At 50.7% G+C, this 21,535-nt stretch carries 12 protein-coding genes and 2 tRNA genes; 3 read left to right on the top strand and 11 right to left on the bottom strand.

Annotated features, from left to right (window positions below):
* Positions 1 to 116: 116 nt before the first annotated feature.
* Complete coding sequence (gene priA, locus I6E38_RS00220; protein ID WP_235392086.1) at positions 117 to 2,390, bottom strand: replication restart helicase PriA; 2,274 nt, start codon at positions 2,388 to 2,390, stop codon at positions 117 to 119.
* A 146-nt stretch (positions 2,391 to 2,536) separates the two neighbouring features.
* Between priA and I6E38_RS00215 the strand changes: the two genes are divergently transcribed.
* Positions 2,537 to 4,654, top strand: a complete 2,118-nt coding sequence (locus I6E38_RS00215; protein ID WP_235392085.1) for a prolyl oligopeptidase family serine peptidase — start codon at positions 2,537 to 2,539, stop codon at positions 4,652 to 4,654.
* Between the two features lie 104 nt (positions 4,655 to 4,758).
* Here the strand turns inward: I6E38_RS00215 and I6E38_RS00210 are convergent, their stop codons facing one another.
* Positions 4,759 to 8,064, bottom strand: coding sequence for a glycoside hydrolase family 2 TIM barrel-domain containing protein (locus tag I6E38_RS00210; protein ID WP_235392084.1), 3,306 nt, complete (start codon positions 8,062 to 8,064; stop codon positions 4,759 to 4,761).
* A gap of 162 nt (positions 8,065 to 8,226) precedes the next feature.
* On the opposite strand from I6E38_RS00210, the gene I6E38_RS00205 reads away from it, so the two are divergent.
* Positions 8,227 to 8,308: transfer RNA gene (locus I6E38_RS00205), tRNA-Tyr, on the top strand.
* Between the two features lie 93 nt (positions 8,309 to 8,401).
* Positions 8,402 to 9,028: a NanQ anomerase/TabA/YiaL family protein gene (locus I6E38_RS00200; RefSeq protein ID WP_235392083.1), complete on the top strand. Its 627-nt coding sequence runs from the start codon at positions 8,402 to 8,404 to the stop codon at positions 9,026 to 9,028.
* A 128-nt stretch (positions 9,029 to 9,156) separates the two neighbouring features.
* On the opposite strand, the gene asnS is transcribed toward I6E38_RS00200, so the two are convergent.
* The 9 genes from asnS to tsf all read right to left on the bottom strand — a co-directional run bounded on the left by asnS (position 9,157) and on the right by tsf (position 21,434).
* Positions 9,157 to 10,584 carry an asparagine--tRNA ligase gene (gene asnS / locus I6E38_RS00195; RefSeq protein WP_235392082.1) on the bottom strand — a complete coding sequence of 476 codons (1,428 nt, stop codon included), beginning with the start codon at positions 10,582 to 10,584 and terminating at the stop codon, positions 9,157 to 9,159.
* Positions 10,585 to 10,728: 144 nt separating this feature from the next.
* The gene (locus I6E38_RS00190) at positions 10,729 to 12,204 is read right to left on the bottom strand and encodes a pseudouridine synthase (RefSeq protein ID WP_235392081.1); all 1,476 of its coding nucleotides are present in this window, start codon (positions 12,202 to 12,204) and stop codon (positions 10,729 to 10,731) included.
* Positions 12,205 to 12,396: 192 nt separating this feature from the next.
* Entirely contained in the window at positions 12,397 to 13,743 is a 1,347-nt protein-coding gene (purB, locus tag I6E38_RS00185) for an adenylosuccinate lyase (RefSeq protein WP_235392080.1), read from the bottom strand.
* Positions 13,744 to 13,951: 208 nt separating this feature from the next.
* A tRNA-Val gene (locus I6E38_RS00180) sits at positions 13,952 to 14,026 on the bottom strand.
* 230 nt (positions 14,027 to 14,256) lie between these two features.
* The gene (gene ispF / locus I6E38_RS00175) at positions 14,257 to 14,736 is read right to left on the bottom strand and encodes a 2-C-methyl-D-erythritol 2,4-cyclodiphosphate synthase (protein ID WP_235392079.1); all 480 of its coding nucleotides are present in this window, start codon (positions 14,734 to 14,736) and stop codon (positions 14,257 to 14,259) included.
* 154 nt (positions 14,737 to 14,890) lie between these two features.
* On the bottom strand, positions 14,891 to 16,069 hold the full coding sequence (gene porV, locus I6E38_RS00170) for a type IX secretion system outer membrane channel protein PorV (protein WP_235392077.1): 1,179 nt from the start codon (positions 16,067 to 16,069) through the stop codon (positions 14,891 to 14,893).
* A gap of 52 nt (positions 16,070 to 16,121) precedes the next feature.
* Positions 16,122 to 19,673: a type IX secretion system sortase PorU gene (porU, locus tag I6E38_RS00165; RefSeq protein ID WP_235392076.1), complete on the bottom strand. Its 3,552-nt coding sequence runs from the start codon at positions 19,671 to 19,673 to the stop codon at positions 16,122 to 16,124.
* 15 nt (positions 19,674 to 19,688) lie between these two features.
* Positions 19,689 to 20,306: a fumarylacetoacetate hydrolase family protein gene (locus I6E38_RS00160; protein ID WP_235392075.1), complete on the bottom strand. Its 618-nt coding sequence runs from the start codon at positions 20,304 to 20,306 to the stop codon at positions 19,689 to 19,691.
* Between the two features lie 132 nt (positions 20,307 to 20,438).
* Positions 20,439 to 21,434: a translation elongation factor Ts gene (tsf, locus tag I6E38_RS00155; protein WP_235392074.1), complete on the bottom strand. Its 996-nt coding sequence runs from the start codon at positions 21,432 to 21,434 to the stop codon at positions 20,439 to 20,441.
* Between the last annotated feature and the right edge of the window lie 101 nt (positions 21,435 to 21,535).

Raw genomic sequence — 21,535 nt, 5'->3', positions numbered from 1 at the left:
TATTTGGTGACTCAACTCACTTATTTAGAGTGCAAAAATAATGAATTTACTACACATTAAGGCACTTTGTTAGGAATCGTTAACCTATTCAAGCCTCAGCCCTACGATTACACGGGCTACAGCGGGTCGACATCGAAGAAGACGCTCATGGCTGCATAGCGCTTGTCCTGGAGCAATGCCGTGCGCGACGCCGACATGCAACGGCGTGCAAGGGCGAGGTCGATGCCCTGCTCAAGCTTGACCACTATCTTGCGTATCGACTCGGTCTTGACGCGCGCCACGGCGGGTTTGTCGGGTCCGAGCACCCGTTCGCCAAACTGCTGGCGCAGGCGTGACGCCATCTCGATGGCTGCCGACTCTACCACAGGTTCGTTGCGATAGCGCAGATAGACATACACAAGATGATAGAAGGGCGGATAGTGGAACATACGACGCTCTTCCATCAGGTCGGAAGCGAACGTCTTGAAGTCGCCGCTCACCACCTGTTGTATCACGGGCAGGTCGGGACTCTTGGTCTGAAGTATAACGAGTCCGCGCTCGCCACGTCGTCCGGCACGTCCGCTAACCTGCGTCAGCATCATATAGGCGTGTTCGTAGGCACGGAAGTCGGGATAGTTGAGCATGGTGTCGGCATTGAGTATGCCCACAACCGTCACGCCCGAGAAGTCGAGTCCCTTGGAAATCATCTGCGTTCCGATGAGTATGTCGGTGCGACCCGACGAGAAGTCGCCTATAATGCGCTGATATGCACCTGCCGAACGTGTAGTGTCAAGGTCCATACGTGCTATGCGTGCTTCGGGAAACAGCTCGCGCACGCGGTCTTCTATCTTCTCTGTGCCATATCCTCGACCCAGAAGTTCGGTACTCTCGCAGTTGGGGCACTGATGGGGCACGGCGTATGTGTAGCCGCAATAATGGCACGTGAGCACGTTCATGGAGCGGTGATAGGTGAGCGAAACGTCGCAGTTCTTGCACTTGGGCACCCATCCGCACACCTTACACTCCACCATAGGAGCGAAACCGCGGCGGTTCTGGAACAGAATGACCTGCTTGTGCTGCTTCAAGGCGGCACGCATGGCGTCCAAAAGTTCGGGCGAGAAGGGTCCGCGCATCATCTTGCGGCGGTAAAGGTCCTTAATGTCAACCACATGTATGTCGGGCAGAGCCACGTCCTTGTATCGTGTTGTCAGGCTGACGTAGCCATACTTGCCCGTGAGCGCATTGTTGTAGCTCTCCATCGAGGGCGTGGCTGTGCCCAACAGCACCTTGGCTCCGTCGTACATGCGTGCCAGCATGATGGCAGCCGAGCGTGCATGATAGCGCGGAGCGGGGTCTTGCTGCTTGAAGGATGTCTCGTGTTCCTCGTCGACTATGACCAGTCCGAGACGGCTGAAGGGCAGAAACACAGCCGAACGTGCACCAAGTATCACGTCGTATGGCTCGTCTGATAGTTGCTTCTTCCATATCTCTACACGCTCGGCATCGCTATATCGCGAATGGTAGATACCCAGTCGCGAACCGAACACACGCTGCAATCGACGTGTCATCTGCACGGTGAGGGCTATCTCGGGCAAGAGATAGAGCACCTGGCGGCCCTCTTCGATGGCTTTCTGAATGAGATGGATGTATATCTCGGTCTTGCCGCTCGACGTGACGCCATGCAGCAGCACCACATTCTTGCCCATAAACTGCACTCCAATCTTGTTCATTGCGTCCTGCTGTGCCTCACTCAGCGGCTGGATGTTCTCGGGTGAGTATTCTCCCCCACCCCCTATGCGTCCCACCTCGCGATGATACACCTCAAGAAAGCGTCGCGACGTGAGCTGGCGCAATATGGCATCAGAGGCATTGGCGGCATTCTGCAGTTCGTCGCAAGCCACCTCCTGTATGTGCTCGGGAGGCTTCTCGCCGTCAATCTGGTTCCAGTGCGACAGTTCAAGATACTTGCAGAAGGTCTGCTGCTGCTTCAGCGCACGTGACAATGCGGTCATGGAGATGTGCAGCGAATGCTCGGAGCGCAGATTGGCAGGCAAAGTGACGCAGCGCACTGTCTTCGGGCGATAGCCGTCTTCGGCCTTCAGTCCGGCTGGAAGAGCCGCCTTGAACACGTCGCCAAGCGCACACATATAATATGTGGAAATCCATTGCCACAACCGGAGTTGGCGTTCGGGCAGCACGGGACTGTCGTCTACCACCTGTATTATGTCGCGCGTGTCAAACTCGGGTTTGTCATTATGTGTACGAACAGCCATGGCTGTGTACGTCTTGGAGCGTCCGAGTGGCACGACAACACGCACGCCCATGCGCACCTGTGGCGCAAGCGTGTCGGGTACAGAATATGTGAAGGTGCCCTCAAGCGGAAGGGGCAGAATAACGTCGACGTATAGCATAGAGTGGAAAATACATTATTGAAAGTGTATGCAAAAGTAGACAAAAATTCAATAATCTCCCAATAAATCGCTAACTTTGCACAATATGATACGAACGAAACAAATACATTCACTAATAACCTCTAACAAAACAAAAGCGTAACACTATGAACAGAAAACTGATTTTATCGATTGCAGCTGCTGCTATGCTGTCGTCGATCGACGCAGTGGCGCAAGTGACCTATCCGAAGGCTCCTAAGGACAACACTGTAGACGTGTACTTCGGCGAGAAAGTGGCAGACCCGTACCGCTGGCTCGAGGATGACATGAGCGCACAGACTGCCGAGTGGGTGGACGCCGAGAATGCCGTGACACGCAAATATCTCGACAACATCCCCATGCGCAAGAACATCCTGAAACGACTGAAGGAGACTGCCAACTACGAGAAGATTGGCATTCCGTTCAAGCGCCAGGGCAAATGGTATGTATACCGCAACAACGGACTGCAGAACCAGAGCGTACTCTACCAGATGGACAGCCCCACTGCCGACGCAAGCAAGCAGCGCGTATGGCTCGACCCCAACGCTCTCAGCACCGACGGCACCGTGGCTCTGAAGGGTATATACTTCTCGCACAACGGACGATATATGGCTTACGTTATCTCGCGAAGCGGATCGGACTGGGAGGAGATATACGTAAAGGACTGCCAGACGGGTCGCGACATCGACGACCATATAGTTTGGGCTAAGTTCACAGGCGCCACTTGGCTCGGCGACGGATTCTACTACAGCGCCTACGACGCTCCGGAGAAGGGACGCGAGACTTCTGCCAAGAACTCGGTTCAGAAGATTTACTATCACAAGATTGGAACTCCGCAGAGCGAAGACCAGCTGTTCTTCATGAACCCGACACAGCCGCTGCGATTCTACAATGTAGACATCGACCACGACGAGAAGGTGATGACGCTGAACGAGGGCGGTATGGACAACGGCAACAATCTGTACGTACGCGACCTGACCAAACCCAACTCGCAGTTCATACAGATGTGCTCGGACACCCGATTCAGATACTCTACCGTGGAGACTGTAGGCAAGAAGATGTACATCCTGACCAACGCCGGTGCACCTAAGTATCGTCTGATGGTGGCTGACGTAGACCGTCCGGGCTACAACGACTGGAAGGAAGTGGTGCCTGAGGGCGAAAGCGTGCTCACCGACGTGACATTTGCTGACGACCGCATGATTCTGCAGTACTCGAAGGACAACTGCAACCAGATGTACACCTACACTACCGACGGCAAACGAATAGGCGAAATCAAGCTGCCTACTTTCGGCTCTACTTCAGCAAGCGGAATGCGCGGACAGAAGGAAGTGTTCTACTCGTTCACCTCGTACACAATGCCTAACACCGTCTACTCGTACGACTTAAATACTGACAAGAGCACCATTTGGGCTGCACCCAAAATCAATTTCCGCTCTGACGACTACAAGACCGAGATGGTGTTCTACACAAGCAAGGACGGCACCCGCGCCCCGCTCTTCATCACATACAAGAAGGGCATGAAGCTCAACGGACGCAATCCGCTGTTGCTCTACGGCTACGGCGGTTTCAATATCACTTATGCTCCGTTCTTCGTGTCTAACTATATACCCTTCTTGGAGCGTGGCGGCATATATGTACACGCCGTATTGCGCGGTGGAGGTGAGTATGGCGAGGACTGGCACGTGGCTGGCACAAAGCTGCAGAAGCAGAACGTGTTTGACGACTTTATCGCTGCTGCCGAGTATCTCATCAACAACAAGTACACATCGAGCGACCGTCTGGCCATTCAGGGTGGCAGCAACGGTGGATTGCTTGTAGGCGCTTGCATGACTCAGCGTCCCGACCTCTATCAGGTTTGTCTGCCGGCTGTAGGCGTTATGGATATGCTGCGCTATCATAAATTCACTATCGGATGGAACTGGGCACCCGACTATGGCACGTCTGACGACTCGAAGGAGATGTTTGAATATCTGCGTGCCTACTCGCCGCTGCACACTCTGAAGCCTGGCGTGAAGTATCCTGCCACACTCGTAAGCACCGCCGACCACGACGACCGCGTTGTTCCGGCTCACTCATTTAAGTTTGCAGCACGTCTGCAGGAATGTCAGGCTGGTACAGCTCCTACACTTATCAGCATCGGAAAGGATGCCGGACACGGTGGCGGTAAGCCTCTGGCAAAGCGTCTTGCTGAGCAGGCCGACATTCTGAGCTTCACATTGTGGAATATGGGAATCAAGAAGTAAGTTAATAATTTATTAATACAAAAAAATAGGAGGCTATGGCGAAAATGCCATAACCTCCTTATTTTTTTTGCATTACTGCTAATTGATGTTGCCTTACGGTGCGATTACTTCACCGAAGGGGTGAAGCGCAATGTCACTACGTGCTCGCCAGTAGGTGTCTGATACTGTGGCAGGCATGAGTCGCCACCACATGAGCGGTTGCCAATGCCACGCTGCCAGCAGTCGAAGTGGGCAAAGATCTGACGGCTCGGTGTGAGGTCGTAAGGATGCTTGCCTCCGTAGAACACGTCGTAGTTGAACTGACGGTCGTCGATGTGCGAGAGTGAGAAGGCTACCTGACCCTCTGTCTGCACGTTGAGATTAAGGCCATTGCCCGAGAGAGTAAGGTCGCGCAGTCCCTGACGGTCGCCCATTGTCTGCGGTGCACTCTGCTCCTCAAACATTCCGGCTACGGTTGTGGTGTAACGGCCGAGCAATGAGCCGCGCTGGCGGTCGATATAGTTCGACCACGGACCCTTGGCATAATACTCTACATTCTCCAGTTCCGGAGCAAACTGCATCGTTACGCCTACACGACGTGTCTCAGTGCTTGAGTTATTGAATGCTATACGCATGTCAACACGTCCGTCAGGATAGATAGTGTACTGTATGTTGTGAGTGTCCTTGCCGTTGCTTACCGATGTCTGGGCAACCACATTCTTGCCAACACGCTTCGGAGCGCTGACGAGATTCTTGCTGCCGGTGAGAGCACCTTCCTCCTTGTTGTCATTCTCGGCAACACCACCTGTAGCTCCAAGCGAAATGTTGTCGTTGGCAATACGGCGGAATCCGTTGAAGTCGGGACCCGTGCCAGACTCAACGAGGCTCTTGCCATCGTACAGCCATTCGGCTATTGTGCCGTCATCGGCAAAGCTTATCTTGAAGCGTTCGCCCGTTACGCTGTTGCCCTTTACCTTAAGCTTGCCCTTCTCGGCAATAGCCGGCAACTGACGGTGCTGCTGCTGTACGAATGTCGGGTCGGCTACAGATACACAGCTTGCCTTGGCGTCGGCATTGAGCTTGAACTGCTGCTCTACTACAGCATATCCGCGCTTCACCCATGAGCAATCGTTCTTCAAGCGAAGGCTGAATGTGATGATATACTCGCCGTCGTTCTTCACCTCTGTAGTGTAAGGAATGCTTACGTTGCAGGTTTCGCCAGGAGCACAGTTGGGCAACTGCAGGTTGCCATGCTCTACTGAGCGTCCGTCCTTCAGAACTTCGTAAGAGAGATAGAGAAGGTCGGCAAGGTCAGTGAAGTTGTACTTGTTGCGGAGCACAAGGTTGTGGTCCTTCAGGCTCTCGAAGTTGACGTAACGATAAACGTACTTCACCTCGGTGAGCTTTGCAGTCCATTCACGTCCAGGAGTGATGATTCCGTTAGACATAAAGTCGCCCTGGAAGCCCAGATGTCCATGATTCATCTTTGTATAGTCGTAACCAGAGGTATAGTAATGGAGTCCGGTCTGTGGGTCGACGAGCGGCTGACGTGCCTTGATGCGGCGTGTGTCGTAAATGCCCTGGTCTACCCAGTCCCAAATACATCCACCGGTGATGCCGTTAGAACCCTCGATAATGTCCCAGTATTCTTGCAAGTTGCCTACAGCCTGACCCATAGCATGTGCATATTCGCAAATGAAGTATGGCTTGCCGTTGAGTCCGTCGCGGTGCTTGATTACGTTCTTGATTATAGGATACATATCCGAACCGAAGTCAGAATACTTAGCGCCGTGCTTATAGCCCTCGTAGTGAACCCATGCGTCGCGTCCGGGAAGGAGTCGCTTCACCTCGTCGTAGGTGGCCTGGAAGTTCTGTCCGCCTCCCGACTCGTTGCCGAGCGACCAGAATACTACGCTCGGATGGTTGCGGTCGCGCAATACCATGCGGCGTGTACGGTCTACATAAGCGGCCTGCCATGTAGGATTGTCAGATAGAGAGTGGTTGTTATGGCACTCAACATCAGCCTCATTCATGCAGTAGAGACCATAGTAGTCGAACATTGCATACATCTTGGGCTGGCGCGGATAGTGGCTTGTGCGCACGGTATTGACGTTGGCGAGCTTCATAAGCGTCACGTCCTTGAGCATTGTGGGCACGTCGATGGCGTGGCCGAGAAGCGGATGGATGTCCTGTGTGTTTACACCCTTGAAGTATTCGCGCTTGCCGTTGACGTAAATCAGATTGCCACGCTGCTCTACTGAGCGGAAACCGTAGAGTGTAGAGAACACCATCTCCTCCTGACCATTGTCGAGCTTCTGACGTACAATGACGGTGTAGAGGTTAGGATGTTCTGGCGACCACGGCTTCAAATTGCTGAGGTTGTCAAACTTAACATCCAACTTCTTCTCAACATCGGCTGCTGCAAATGCCAAGGCAGAGGTCTGGCTTGCCACACGCACACCGTTCTGGTCGAGCAGTTCCACCTCAACTGTCTTTGTGCCCTTCTGATGCTCGGCATTGTTGAGCGTCAACTCTACGTTCATCGAGCCTGAAGTATAGCCTTCGTTGAGATGTGATGTGATGTAGTGGTCGTTGATGAATGCCTTAGGTGTGGCAACAAGGTAAACGTCGCGGTGAATACCGGCGAGGTGCCACATGTCCTGACCCTCAAGATATGAGCCGTCCGACCAGCGGTAAACGCGTACCGAAACATTATTTTCGCCACCACGAACAAGAGCGGTTACATCAAACTCGGCATCGGTGTTGGCTCCCTGCGAATAACCAGCATAGTGACCGTTCACCCATACCATGATGGCGCTGCAAGCTCCATCGAAATGAAGGAACACGCGCTTGCCGCTCTCCCAGCCCTTAGGCAGGGTGAAGGTACGACGATAAGAACCTACGGGGTTCTTGTCGAAATTGTCGTCGAAAGCGGTGATGCGGGGAGGCTCGTTCTTGAACGGATAGCCCACATTATTATATACAGGCACATCGTAGCCAGCCATCTCCCAGTTGAGAGGCACAGCGATGTTGTCCCAACCACTCACGTCGGCCTTGTCGCCGTAGAAGTTCTGCTCCTCGGGCACGCCCTGCGACTTCCAGTCGGCTGTGTAATGGAATTTCCACTGACCGTTGAGCGACAGCCAGTCGGCATGGTCGGGAGTAAGCCAGGGGAATCGGAAATACTCGTCCTTCATCATTTCCGAAGTCGACGAGTAGGGCATAAAGGTGGCATGCGCCTTCTCTTTGCGGTCTTCAAACTTGGTCTCATCCTCGACCCACGCCACTGAAGGGCCTGCCGCCTGCACGGTGTAGGTCTTCGCTACCATTGTTTTTCGTGCCGCCTTGCGTGACTTTGACTGCGCACTGGCTCCCTGCCATGCCATCAGGCCCAACATTGCTGCGACACAGAAAATAAGATTCTTATTCATGTGAACTTAGGTTTTATGTGGTTTGTTTATTAAAATATGGCTTATTTTCTTGCAAAGATAGCGCAAAATAACTAAAAACACTACTTTTAATGCATTTTTTTAATGAAACATGCGGTAATATCCAATTTATTTCATACCTTTGCACTCGCTTTTAAGAAGCAAGGGTGGTTACCAGAGTGGCCAAATGGGGCAGACTGTAAATCTGCTGGCGATGCCTTCGGTGGTTCGAATCCATCACCACCCACTACGAACATAAAGGTGTGTCATTTAAATGGCGCACCTTTTTTCGTATAAACATATTCGAAAAGCATTTTCTAAAAACTAAAATCACAGTATTATGAACAGACTATTGACATTGATGGCAGCTGTACTGCTATCGCTCAGCGCAATGGCTCAAGGCGTGTACACACAGCCGTGCCAGAACAAAAAACTCGAGAAAAAGGCTATCAAATGGAAGAACTCCAACAAGTGGCGCAACGGATTTACGGCAGCTTCGCCTCACGAGACTGTCAACGCTGCCGAATTCTACACACAATACAAGCGCAATCCGCAATGGAAAGCCCTGTTTGCATGGCTCGCAAAGACCGACCTTATGGCTCTGCCCGCAGGCCAACACCACATTCCCGGCACAACAATGAAGGCCAATGTGGAGGATGGCGAGAACGGCGACCTTGAAAAACGTGGCACCGAGAGTCATCGTCAGTATGTCGACTTCCAATATGTCGTGAAGGGCAGCGAGCGCTTCGGACTGCTCGACCACGTTACAAGCCGAGCCAAGGCACCGTATCGTCCCGACATCATCAACTACGATTACGAGGTGGACAAGACCAAGTTTGTGGATTCTACTCCTGACAAGTTCTTCATCTTCTACCCTGGCGACTGGCACATTGCCAAAATAAAGACCGACAAGGCCGACCAGAAAATACGCGTAGTAGTAGTGAAGGTTGAGTATAAGGACAAATAAAAGCAAAAAAGCTAAAACAGCAAATAGGCTGCAAATATAAAAGCACAAAAAAAACTTCAAATTGAATGTTTCAATCCATTCAATTTGAAGTTTTTTGTGTATTTATCAGAACTATATATTCCGTTTTTTTAGAACTCTGCGCTCTTCGGTGTACGTGGGAACGGGATGACGTCGCGAATGTTCTGCATACCCGTTACGAAAAGAATGAGACGCTCGAAACCAAGTCCGAAACCAGCGTGTGGGCATGATCCGTACTTACGTGTATCGAGATACCATGTCATATCCTTCATCGGGATGTTGCGCTCCTCAATCTCGTTCATCAGCTTATCGTAGCTCTCCTCACGAACCGAACCACCGATAATCTCGCCAATCTGCGGGAACAGTACGTCGGTGCCCTGAACAGTAGCGCCGCTCTTGCCACCGAATCCAGACTCCTCAGCATCTATCTTCATGTAGAATGCCTTGATAGCCTTAGGATAGTTGGTCATGATAACCGGCTTCTTGAAGTGCTCCTCAACGAGGAAGCGCTCGTGCTCAGAAGCAAGGTCGTCGCCCCACTCGCATGGGAATTCAAACTTCTTGCCGTTCTTGATGGCCTCCTGAAGAATGCGGATACCCTCAGTGTAAGGCAGACGAACGAAATCAGAGTTCAACACACCCTCAAGACGCTCAATAAGTCCCTTGTCAATCATCTTGTTGAGGAACTCGAGATCGTCCTTGCAGTGATCCAAAGCCCAACGGATACAGTACTTGATGAAGTCCTCCTCAAGATCCATCAGACCAGCGAGGTCGAGGAATGCTACCTCAGGCTCAATCATCCAGAACTCTGCCAAGTGGCGCGGAGTGTTTGAATTCTCGGCACGGAATGTAGGACCGAATGTGTAGATGGCTCCAAGAGCTGTGGCACCAAGCTCGCCCTCAAGCTGACCAGACACAGTCAGCGAAGTCTGCTTGCCGAAGAAGTCGTCACTATAGTCAATCTTGCCATCCTCTGTCTTCTTGAGGTTGTAGAGGTTCTTGGTTGTCACCTGGAACATCTGACCTGCACCTTCGCAGTCACTGGCTGTGATGAGCGGAGTGTGGAAGTAGAAATAGCCGTGCTCGTGGAAGTATGTGTGGATGGCCATAGCCATGTTGTGACGAATACGCATTACGGCACCAAAAGTATTGGTGCGAAGACGCAAGTGAGCATACTGGCGCATATACTCGAACGACTGACCCTTCTTCTGCATCGGGTAATCGCTGCCGCAGAGTCCGTATATCTCAAGGCTCTCGCACTGTATCTCTGAGCTCTGACCCTTGCCCTGGCTCTCTACGAGAGTACCTACAGCGCTGATACAAGCACCAGTAGTAATCTGCTTGAGTTGCTCAGCATCGAACTTAGCAGGATCAACAACAATCTGTATGTTCTTGATGGTAGAACCGTCGTTGAGTGCAATGAAGTCAACAGCCTTTGAGCTGCGGTGGGTACGTACCCATCCCTTCACGTTGACGGTAGCGCCAAAGTCGGTGCGCTGAAGAGCGTCAACAATCTTTGTTCTCTTTATTGTTTCCATTATTTAATTGATTAATATTCAGTGTTTAATGTTTAATCAAGAAAGAGTAATGCTTAATGTTGCATTACACACATCTATATATGTACTATTACACATAAAGATATGTACAATAAAAACATTAAACATTACTCAACTCATTAAACATTATTCAAACGCTCCCATGCGAAGCATCTCTACTTCCTTCTCAGTGAGGAAGCGCCAGTCGCCACGACGGAGGTTCTTCTTTGTAAGTCCTGCAAACTGTACGCGGTCGAGCTTAACAACGCGATAGCCGAGGTGCTCGAAGATACGGCGAACGATACGGTTCTTGCCGCTGTGAATCTCGATGCCTACCTGGCTCTTGTCTGTATCGCTTGCATACTCGATAGCGTCTGCATGTACCTCGCCGTCCTCAAGCTCAATGCCATCGGCTATCTGCTGCAAGTCGTGAGCTGTAACGTTCTTGTCGAGGTATACATGGTAGACCTTCTTCTTGAGGAACTTAGGATGTGTAAGCTTCGAAGCCAAGTCGCCATCGTTGGTGAGCAGGAGCACACCGGTGGTGTTGCGGTCGAGACGTCCTACAGGGTAGATACGCTCGGGGCATACGTTCTTAACCAAATCCATTACAGTCTTGCGCTGCTGAGGATCGTCGCTTGTCGTAACGCAATCCTTCGGCTTGTTGAGCAGCACATAAACTTTCTTCTCAAGATTTACCGGCTGGTCGTGGAATTTGATTTCGTCGGTGCGCTTTATCTTTGTTCCGAGTTCGGTAACTACTTCTCCGTTTACCGACACAACGCCTGCCTGGATGAACTCGTCAGCCTCACGGCGCGAGCAAATGCCTGCGTTGGCAAGGAACTTGTTGAGACGTATCGGCTCGTTGGGATCGATGTTCTCCTCCTTGTATTCGATACGCTTCTTCATGCTATACTTAGCATTGGGATCATAATCGGCCGAACGCTGACGGTAGCCGCCCTGCTGATAGCCACCACGCTGCTGATAACCACCACGCTGCTGATAACCGCCACGCTGCTGATAGCCACCCTGGCGCTGCTGATAGCCGCCACGCTGCTGGTAGCCACCCTGACGCTGCTGATAGCCGCCCTGCTGCTGGTCGTCGCCCTCCTGATTGTTGTAGCGAGGACGATAGCCCTGCTGGGGACGCTGCTGATAACCACCACGCTGCTGGTAGCCGCCCTGACGCTGCTGATAGCCGCCCTGGCGCTGCTGATAACCACCACGCTGCTGGTAGCCACCCTGCTGCTGGTCGTCGCCCTCCTGATTGTTGTAGCGAGGACGATACCCCTGCTGAGGACGCTGCTGATAACCACCACGCTGCTGGTAGCCGCCTTGGCGCTGCTGATAACCACTCTGACGTGGCTGATAGCCGCCGTTGGATGAAGCACCACTCTGAAGGTTGCTGCCAAATCCCTCAGGACGGAAACCGCTATCCTCGCCCTGTGCCTGGCTTGTACGCTCGGCATTGTAAGGACGCTGTGTGTGGATGCGCGGACGGCGTCCGGTCACACTGCGATACTCTCTCTGATAATTTCCTGCGGGACGACCGTAGCTCTCGCTATTGCCTGTAGTTTGATCCGCTGTTCTCTGTTCCTGACTCTTTTCCAATTCTGAATCCATAATACTTTACTTTTTTCGCCTCACGGCAAGTGACACCCATTCCCTCCCGTTTGTGGATCTTGTTTAGGGTTGGGAAGGATAGATGCACTTCTGTTCTTGAATAAAATTGTTACTTACTACTAATAGTCTATATTTTGAAACCTGTTTTGCCAAGTGCCGCCCTATATGCGGCACGCAATACATAGGCCGAAATTAGATGCCTGTATAATTAAGCGGTGTGATGGCCATAAGCTCTGCCTTAACGGCATCGCTAACGTTGAGTGTCTGAACGAACTCGTGTATGGTCTCTTCCGACATCTTCTTGTTGGTACGTGTGAGTGCCTTAAGCGCCTCGTAGGGGTGCGGATAGGCCTCGCGACGCAGGATGGTCTGAATGGCCTCAGCCACTACAGCCCAAGTATTGTTGAGGTCTTCCTCAATCTTCTCTTCGTGAAGGATGAGCTTGCGCAGACCCTTGAGTGTGCTCTGCATGGCAATCATACCATGACCGAAAGGTACACCAACGTTACGCAATACTGTTGAATCAGTAAGGTCGCGCTGCAAACGGCTTACCGGCAACTTCATGGCGAGGAACTGCAGTACAGCGTTTGCGATACCGAGGTTGCCCTCTGAGTTCTCGAAGTCGATTGGATTGACCTTATGAGGCATTGCCGACGAACCTACCTCGCCTGCCTTAATCTTCTGCTTGAAGTAGTCCATTGAGATGTACATCCAGAAGTCGCGGTCGAGGTCGATGATGATTGTATTGATGCGACGCATGGCATCGAACACTGAGCCAAGGCAGTCGTAGTTGCTTATCTGTGTTGTATACTGCTCGCGCTCCAATCCAAGCTTCTCGCTCACGAAGCGGTTGCCGAAGGCTTTCCAGTCGTACTGAGGGTAAGCTACGTGATGGGCGTTATAGTTGCCAGTTGCGCCACCAAACTTAGCAGTCATGCGGCACTCCTTGAGCTGGCGCAACTGCTCGGTGAGACGGTATACATATACCATAATCTCCTTGCCAAGGCGTGTAGGAGATGCCGGCTGGCCGTGAGTCTTGGCGAGCATAGGCACGTCCTTCCACTCGTCGGCATACTGCTGCAACTGTGCGATGAGCTCCTCAATGAGCGGATAATATGTCTCTTCGAGAGCCTCCTTGATTGAGAGAGGCACACTGGTATTGTTGATGTCCTGCGATGTGAGTCCGAAGTGGATGAACTCCTTGTAAGCGTCGAGACCTCCAATCTTGTCGAATTCCTCCTTGATGAAGTACTCTACAGCCTTAACATCATGATTTGTCACCTTCTCGATGTCCTTAACACGCTGTGCGCTCTCCTCATTGAAGTTGAGATAGATGCCACGCAATGTTTCAAACAGGGCATGATCGAAGTCCTTGAGCTGCGGCAATGGCAACTCACACAAAGTGATGAAATATTCGATTTCTACGCGCACTCTGTAACGAATGAGTGCATACTCTGAGAAATAATCGGCAAGCGGCTCTGTCTTGCCTCTGTAACGACCGTCGATTGGTGAAATGGCTGTCAGCAAATCAAGTTTCATAAACTAAATCTTTAAAATATGATTTTTGTGCAAATTTACGAATTTAAATTGACAAGTGGATATCGTACGGTGATTTTTTAGACATTATTATAATGTATAATGCCTCAAACTAATTGTTGGGGTGAATACAGTAAAAAAAGCAGAAAAGTATAAACAAAAAAAATCCCCGCAGTCTCTCCGAAGAGAAGACCACGAGGAAACACCCCTGTGGGCGTTGACGGATTCGAACCGCCGACCCTCTGCTTGTAAGGCAGATGCTCTAAACCAGCTGAGCTAAACGCCCGATTACTTTAACTGTTACTCTTAGCAGTATTGCTTAGTTCTTTAAAGCGAGTGCAAAGGTATGGCTTTTTTATGTAACCTCCAAATGTTTTTGCAAGAAATTTATCAAAAACTTCAAAAAATCTTGTTTTTTCATGTTTTTAGGGGTCAAAAACACGAAAGACAAGGGGTTTTATCGTTTTCCATACCCAAACAATATCATTCCTATTCTATCAGCATACCACAACTTTATCAGTCCTTCTCTATCAAAACAGTGGCATATGCCGATATTCCTTCCATACGACCGGTAAAACCAAGTCGCTCGGTTGTGGTGGCTTTGATTGAAACATTGTCTATATCCGTATTCATCACTTCGGCAAGACAGCTCTGCATTGCAGGAATGTGCGGATTGAGTTTTGGACGCTCAGCACACACCGTAGCATCGACATTGCCCAGACGATAGCCCTTTGTGGCAATGAGTTCGATGGTCTTGCGTAGCAAAATCTTGCTATCTACATTGAGTGTCTCGGCTGCTGTGTCGGGGAAGTGATAACCAATATCACGCATATTGGCAGCACCAAGCAGTGCATCACATATAGCATGTATCAGTACATCGGCATCGCTATGGCCGAGAAGACCAAGCTCGTAGTCGAGCTTTATTCCTCCGAGCCACAAGTCGCGACCCTCTACTAATTTGTGGACATCATATCCGAAACCAGTTCTTATTTTCATGAGTGTTTGAATTTTCTTTAAATTAGGAATTACGAGTTATTTTAATTACGAATTAGGAATTACGAATTACGAGTTGTTTTAATTACGAATTCTAAATTCATAATTTATAATCGGCAAAGCCGACTAATTCCTAACTCCTAATTCCTAACTTCCATTATCTTCGCTTGAAGATATCCTTGATACCGTCCATATCGAACGCCAAAGTGAAGCGCAAGGTCTGGTCGAGCGGGTTCGACTTGGCTGTAGCGATAACGTAGCCGGCATCAAGCGAGAATACGTTCATCTTGAATCCGGCTCCCACGGTGAAGTATTTACGATTGCCCTTGCTCTCTGCCTCATTGTGATAGCCGGCGCGAAGGGTGAACTTATCATTGTAGGTATACTCGGCTCCGATGCTCCACTGCACCTCCTTCAGCTCCTCCTTGAATCCGCCGGGGGCATCGCTGAAACTCTTGAAGATACCACTGATTGACGAAACGTCATAGTAGTCGCGTTGAACACGGTCCTCATAGTCCTGCGTGTCCTCACCTTCCTCCTGCTTCGGATAAGTAGGCACAAGCAGTTTGTTGGCATCGGCTGCAATGGTGAGTCGGTTGTATTCGTCGAGCGGAATCATGAGCGAGGCTCCCAGACGCATGTTGGTAGGTATAAATTCCGCACGGTCGTCGCCACCGAAGGTTATCTTCGAACCGATGTTGGATATGTTCAAGCCCAATCCCAACTGACATTCACGCTGTCCAATGTTGATATAGTTCTGATAGTAGGCGGCAAGGTCGACTGCAAATGCCGAGCCCGGCGACGTGTCGTCAGTATAATTATACGTAAGATCGGAGTAAATCCATCGCACTGCGGCTGCAATCGAGAACTTTTCGCTGAGCATAAGCGAGTAGGCTACGTCCAAAGACATCTCATACGGATTGATAGTCATTCCGTCGTCACTCTCGTTTGTACTTGTGAACACTTCGCCCAACGAGAAGTAGCGCAGTGAGGCCGATACAGCCGAGTAGTCACCTATGCGATAATAGCCGGCAAGATAAGCCAAATCGATGTCGTTGACAAGGCTGCGCAGCCACGGCGTATAGTTCAGGGCAACTCCGGCACGCGATATTGTGAACGGATATTTGGCTGGGTTCCAGTACTGTGACACTACGTCCGGGTCGGTGGCAGCGCCCACATCGCCCATACCGGCGGCTCGTGCGTCGGGCGCAATGGTCTGCGATGTCACCGATGTCTTTACCGGGTTGAACATCTCTTTTTTGTAATCCTGAGCCGAAGCGTATGCCGACAGCATTGCGAAGGCTGCAAGCAGGATGTATCTTATTCCGTGTTTCATTCGTTGTATATATTTATATTGTAAATGCTTATTATGCAAACGACTTTTTAATTTATTTATTGCCCACTACTATCAGTTTCTTGGCTTTCGACATACGCGACGCTCCGTCGGACGAAAGACGTACACGATAGAGGTAGACTCCGGTGTCGAGCTGCTGGCCGTTGTCGAGCTTCAGGTCCCAATTGACGGTATAGGCAGAGGCCGTTGACACTCCGCTCTCGTCGTGACGCCACAACAACCGTCCGCTCATGTCGAGCACTTCAATGCGCACATCCACATTGCTGCCAGTGCGGTCGTTGGCTATGACGAATGTGGTAGAGGTCGTTGCGGGGTTGTCTGTGCACGAAATGATGAATGTAGGTTTCAGTCCTCTTGCCACACGGAAGCGGAGTTCCTGCGTAGTGGGATTGTTGAGTATGTCCCAAGCGGTAAACTTCAGGCGGTGTTCACCCTCCGCAAGTTCCGGCAGACAATAATATGTAGAGCCTGTGGTGTACGATCCGAAGTCGTACTGGAAGTTGTCGTTGAGCGTATATGTCAGTTCCGTCTTGCCGTCGATTACGAGTTGCATGTCGTGTCCCACTCCTGCTCCGGCGGCGTTGATGCCGTCGCGGTCGGTTATCTCAGCCACAAAGTACGGCGTAGAGTTCACTCTGTCGCCATTCTGGAACGAAGGCGAGTTCAGATAGCAGTACACGGACGGACCAATAGAGTCGTTGTCGGCAATGTCGCTGCCTCCTACGGTGAAGCTGTTGCTGTAGCCGTTCACCACCATTGTATGTTCGTCATCGATGGCAAAGACGTTAATGAGTCCCTCTTCGCCAGAGTAACTGATATCCTTGGGTACCGCAAAGGTGAATGCAAACTTACCGTCCACAACCTTACTGTCGCCACTATAGAGCACAGCCTTGCGGTCGGTGAACTCCATTGGGTCGTCGGCAGCATTCTGATTGTTGTAGCATACCACCGTCTCTTTACGGTCGCGCACCAGAAGCGTTGCAGTACCTGAGAAATTTTCCATTCCTTCAATATGGCCTTTTACCTTTACCAGTGCTCCGGCACGCATCTCAGCCTTACCTCCCTTGGCCACATCTACATCGCCGATGGAGTCAACTACTATAAGCTGGCGCGGTGTCCAAAGTCGCATTGCAGGGTCGCCAAGAAGTGAGAACTGTCGCGAGTTTTCTGCCAAACGCTTGTATGAGGCAGTGTTCTTGGCACGACGCAACGCTTCACCAACCGGCATTGCACGTCCGTCGTCGTCGTGCGAGAGCAGGAAACGCATCAACGGTGAGTGTAACTCAGCATTGTATGTAGAATATACGGTGCGCGTCGAGCCGATGAATGCAGCTACTCCACCCTTTTCGTTGAGTACCGCTGTTACTCCGATATTGTCCACCGGGGCGTCGAAGGGCATGAAGTCGCAGCCCACCGTTACCCACAGCGGCATGTTGGTATTCGAAAATTCTCTGAAATCTTTAAGGAACAACACGTTCTCATGCGAGAACTGGTGTTCCGAACCATGACCGGTGTAGTCCATTATGAGCGCTCCCTTGTTCTGTTGGCGCATTATAGCCTTGCTGGCATAGGGATATGTCACTCCCGAAGTCTGTATAACGGCTGGATAAGAGTCCCACATCACCTTGTTGACACGCAACGCCGGATTCTCGGCTATCACCTGTTCGGCTACGGCATCGGCATCCTTCATGTGGCGGTTGTCATCGCCGTCGTCGCCCATGAACATTATTTCGTTGAGCCATGCCGCTCCTCCGGCATTCTTCATGTAGCTCTCTATCTTGTCAACCATTGTCTTGGCATCGGCAGCTGTGGTCACGGGGAAACGTCCGACTGCCACATCCACCTTGTCGACATACAACGGGCGCAGTCCTTCGCCGTCGTCAAGCATGCCGTAAAACGAATCGTCGATATAACTAAGTCGCTTGTCGAACGATTCCTCGCTTTCGTATGCCAGCAAATAATCGTCAGCCTTCATTTGTCGGCATTCGGACGTGAGCAGGCGGTTGTCCCACATGCAGCTGCCGAAAAGCACGAGATACTTGGGCTGGTCGGCTGCGGTTGTGGCGCGGTCGTACAGCATCTTCAGATAACGGCGGTATGCCGAGGCGTCAGGCGTGCCGCTTGAGAACTCATTATACAATTCGTCGGCTGGCACTATATTGACACGCATACCATCGGCATTCTCATGTAGTTGCTTCAGACGACGTGCCTGGGCAAGCAGTTTTTGCGATGTGGGGATTATTATCACCATGTCAGCCTGAGGGTCAGCATGATGGTCCTGATTGGTTATGGCATAAACATATTCCGGAACCGGCAGAGCGTCGGTGGCAAGATTGCCAAGCTGATGGGGCACAGACCATGTTAGCGACACGAAATCGAGTCGCATAGGTTCGCCATTGAGCACATGCAGACTTACGGTCTGCTGTTCACGCGACTTGTCACTCTCTATGTCATAAGTACCGCTACTCTGAAAACCAAAAACATAAAGCGGTTCACTTACTGTTGTATTGAGCGTGCCTAGTCGACGGCCATTCAATCTCACCTCGACAGACATAGCGCCGCCAGACGTGACATTGACCATCATACGCCCTGTCGCAGTTTTATTAGGGGCATTAAAGTTTAGAACGAGCGAGTCGCCAGACTGCACCTGGCGCGAATCGTACAAGTTCCGGCCGCCATGATGCCAACTGAAACCGTCCACTTCGTATAGGTCGTGATAATAATCAGCCGACGGATAAAAAGAAGAAACAAAGTCTGCCGAATCTATCTTTTGCGGTTCAGTACCATCGTCGGTCAAAAAATAATAGCCATAGTCGGAATATGGGTTGCGTGTACGGCATGTTGCGTTATTACTGTTCCACGACACAGGACCACGAGCAAACATCAACCTACGCGAACCAATGGTACATGTGGACACTTCGTGCAAATCGTCGGTGGCAATAAGATAATCGGGGTCAAGAGTCTCGCTCTGCAAGTTCCCTCCATAACCATACACTTTCACACGGTCGGGATTGCTGAATCCGGCTTTGCGCATAAGCTCGGAAGTGAGCTGATACACACCGGTTGACGGCACGCGTATCTTCACCCAACGTCCTTCGCGCAACACGCTGTGCTGAGCATAACGGTCTTGTGGAGCTACGACATCAGCAAGAGGCGACTCACCATTACGAGTCAGCGAAGTGACACGGCTCATACGTTCTACAGTGGCCGAACGGCGCAGCATAAAGCTCACCAACACCTGCCAGCGGCCGCCACGCAACACTACGGGACAGAACGTTGTGAGCAGCGACGGCTGCTTGCGGTCCATCACAACGCTTGTTTCGAGGCGCGGTTCAGCTGACGGTAGCTTGCTTTCTATACGTTGGTATGCCTCAATGTCGGCATGCGGCATGTCGGCATATTCGGCATAAGCAATACTAAAAGAATAAACCGAGTCGCGGTAATTGACAGGCAGCGACTCGGTATGGCAGAATACGGGCAATACAGAGTCGACCCTCACCTCCTTGGCTGTGAGATTATAGAACTTCTGGGCACTTGCCTGAACAGTGGCAAGAAGCAGGGTCAAGACTATGTATATGTTGCGCATATTCGTTTAATATTGTTATTTACAATTGAATTCGAGCACCTTGCGGTCTTCTATATATCCCTCAAGATGATCATCGATATGTACGGGACCTACTCCTGCAGGCGTTCCGGTGTAGAGGATATCACCGGTCTTTAGTGTGAAATACTGTGATATATAAGCTATCAATTGATCGACACGATAGAGCATATCGCTCGTACATCCCTCCTGAACGGTATTGCCGTTGATGTCGAGATGAAAATGGATGGCCTGTATATCACGGAATTTGTCCAGCGAAACCCATTCGCCCAGGGCTGCACTTCCGTCAAATCCCTTACACAAATCCCAAGGTTTACCCTCAGAACGCAGTTTTTTCTGCAACTCGCGAGCAGTAAAGTCGATGCCGACGGTAACGGCGTCGTAATAGCGATGGGCAAAACGCTCGGAAATATTCTTTCCCAACTTGCTGATTCGCACTACGATTTCTGTCTCGTAATCAATGCGTCCCATGTGGTCGGGAATAAAGAATGGTTTATGGTCCTTGAGCACTGCCGAGTCGGCCTTGGTGAAAATCACCGGTTCCTCTGGTTTAAATAACGAACCATGGAGCTCTTTATTGTGTTCAAGGTAGTTCATACCTACGGCAAAAATCTTCATTTTATCTAAGTTGACAAGATGACGTGCTGACGAAACCCTTCGCAACAACGTCGATATTAAACAAAAAGCCGTGAAAGAGTTTTCACTCTTCACGGCTCCTATATTAATTATATGTGTAATTGATTATTCCAATTACTCAGCAGCAAGAGTGAAGCGCTTGTAAGCAACAATCTTCAGCTCCTTGTCCTGCTTCTTCAGGTAGTCAGCAACGCTCTGCTTGTCGCCGTCACCGAACTGGAACTCCTGGCAAACGAGGCAGTTCTCCTTAAGGAACTTGCCAACACGACCCTTAGCGATGTTCTGGATCATATTCTCGTTGAGGTTAGCAGCCTTCTCAGCAGAAACGGTCTCCTTGATCTCGCGGAACTTAGCAACGTCCTCAGCTGTGATCCAGCCCTTGCCCTGGTTAGACTCGATGTGGTCCTCAGAGTCGAAGTGGTTAGGATTGAGACCAGCCTTCTTAACAGCTACCTCTACAGCCTTCTCGATCTGCTCTTCCTTAGTCTTCTGAACAGCAACCTTGTACTCTTCCTCCTTAACTTCCTCAGGTACTGAAGCCTCGTCAAGAGCGATAGGCTTCATAGCAGCTACCTGCATAGCTACCTTATGACCAGCCTCCTCATTGTTCTGGTTGAGCTGTACCATTGTGCAGAGAGTGTGCTTGCCCATGTGGTCGTAAACCTCGATGTTCTCACCCTCGAGTACGTTGTAGCCGTCGAGCTCCATCTTCTCGCCAGTGATACCAGAGCGCTGTGTAACAGCAGTCTGAACGTCAGCCTCACCAAGCTTGAGAGTCTTAACCTCGTCGAGAGTATGAGCCTTGGCAGCGATAGCAGCGTCGAGGATATCAGATGTCAACTTGATGAAGTCAGCACCGTTAGCAACGAAGTCAGTCTCACACTTCAAAGCGATCATTGCAGCAAAACCGTCAACGTTCTTAACGAGTACACAACCGTTTGCAGTCTCGCGGTCTGAACGCTTAGCTGCGATAGCGAGTCCACGCTCACGGAGCAACTCCTTTGCCTTATCGAAATCACCTTCAGCCTCTGTCAGAGCCTTCTTTACGTCAGCAAGACCAGCACCTGTCATGGCACGAAGTTTCTTGATGTCTTCAATTGAAATAGCCATAGTTTTTTATTCTTTATTAATTATTAGTTATTAATTATTGCTTGATTTGGTATAATCCCCTTTAACCCAAAAATCGGAAATTCTCCATTCTAAAACCTTGG

Source organism: Leyella stercorea (genome assembly GCF_021531355.1).
Classification (GTDB): Bacteria; Bacteroidota; Bacteroidia; order Bacteroidales; family Bacteroidaceae; genus Prevotella.
This window is presented reverse-complemented; position numbering and strand designations above follow the sequence as displayed.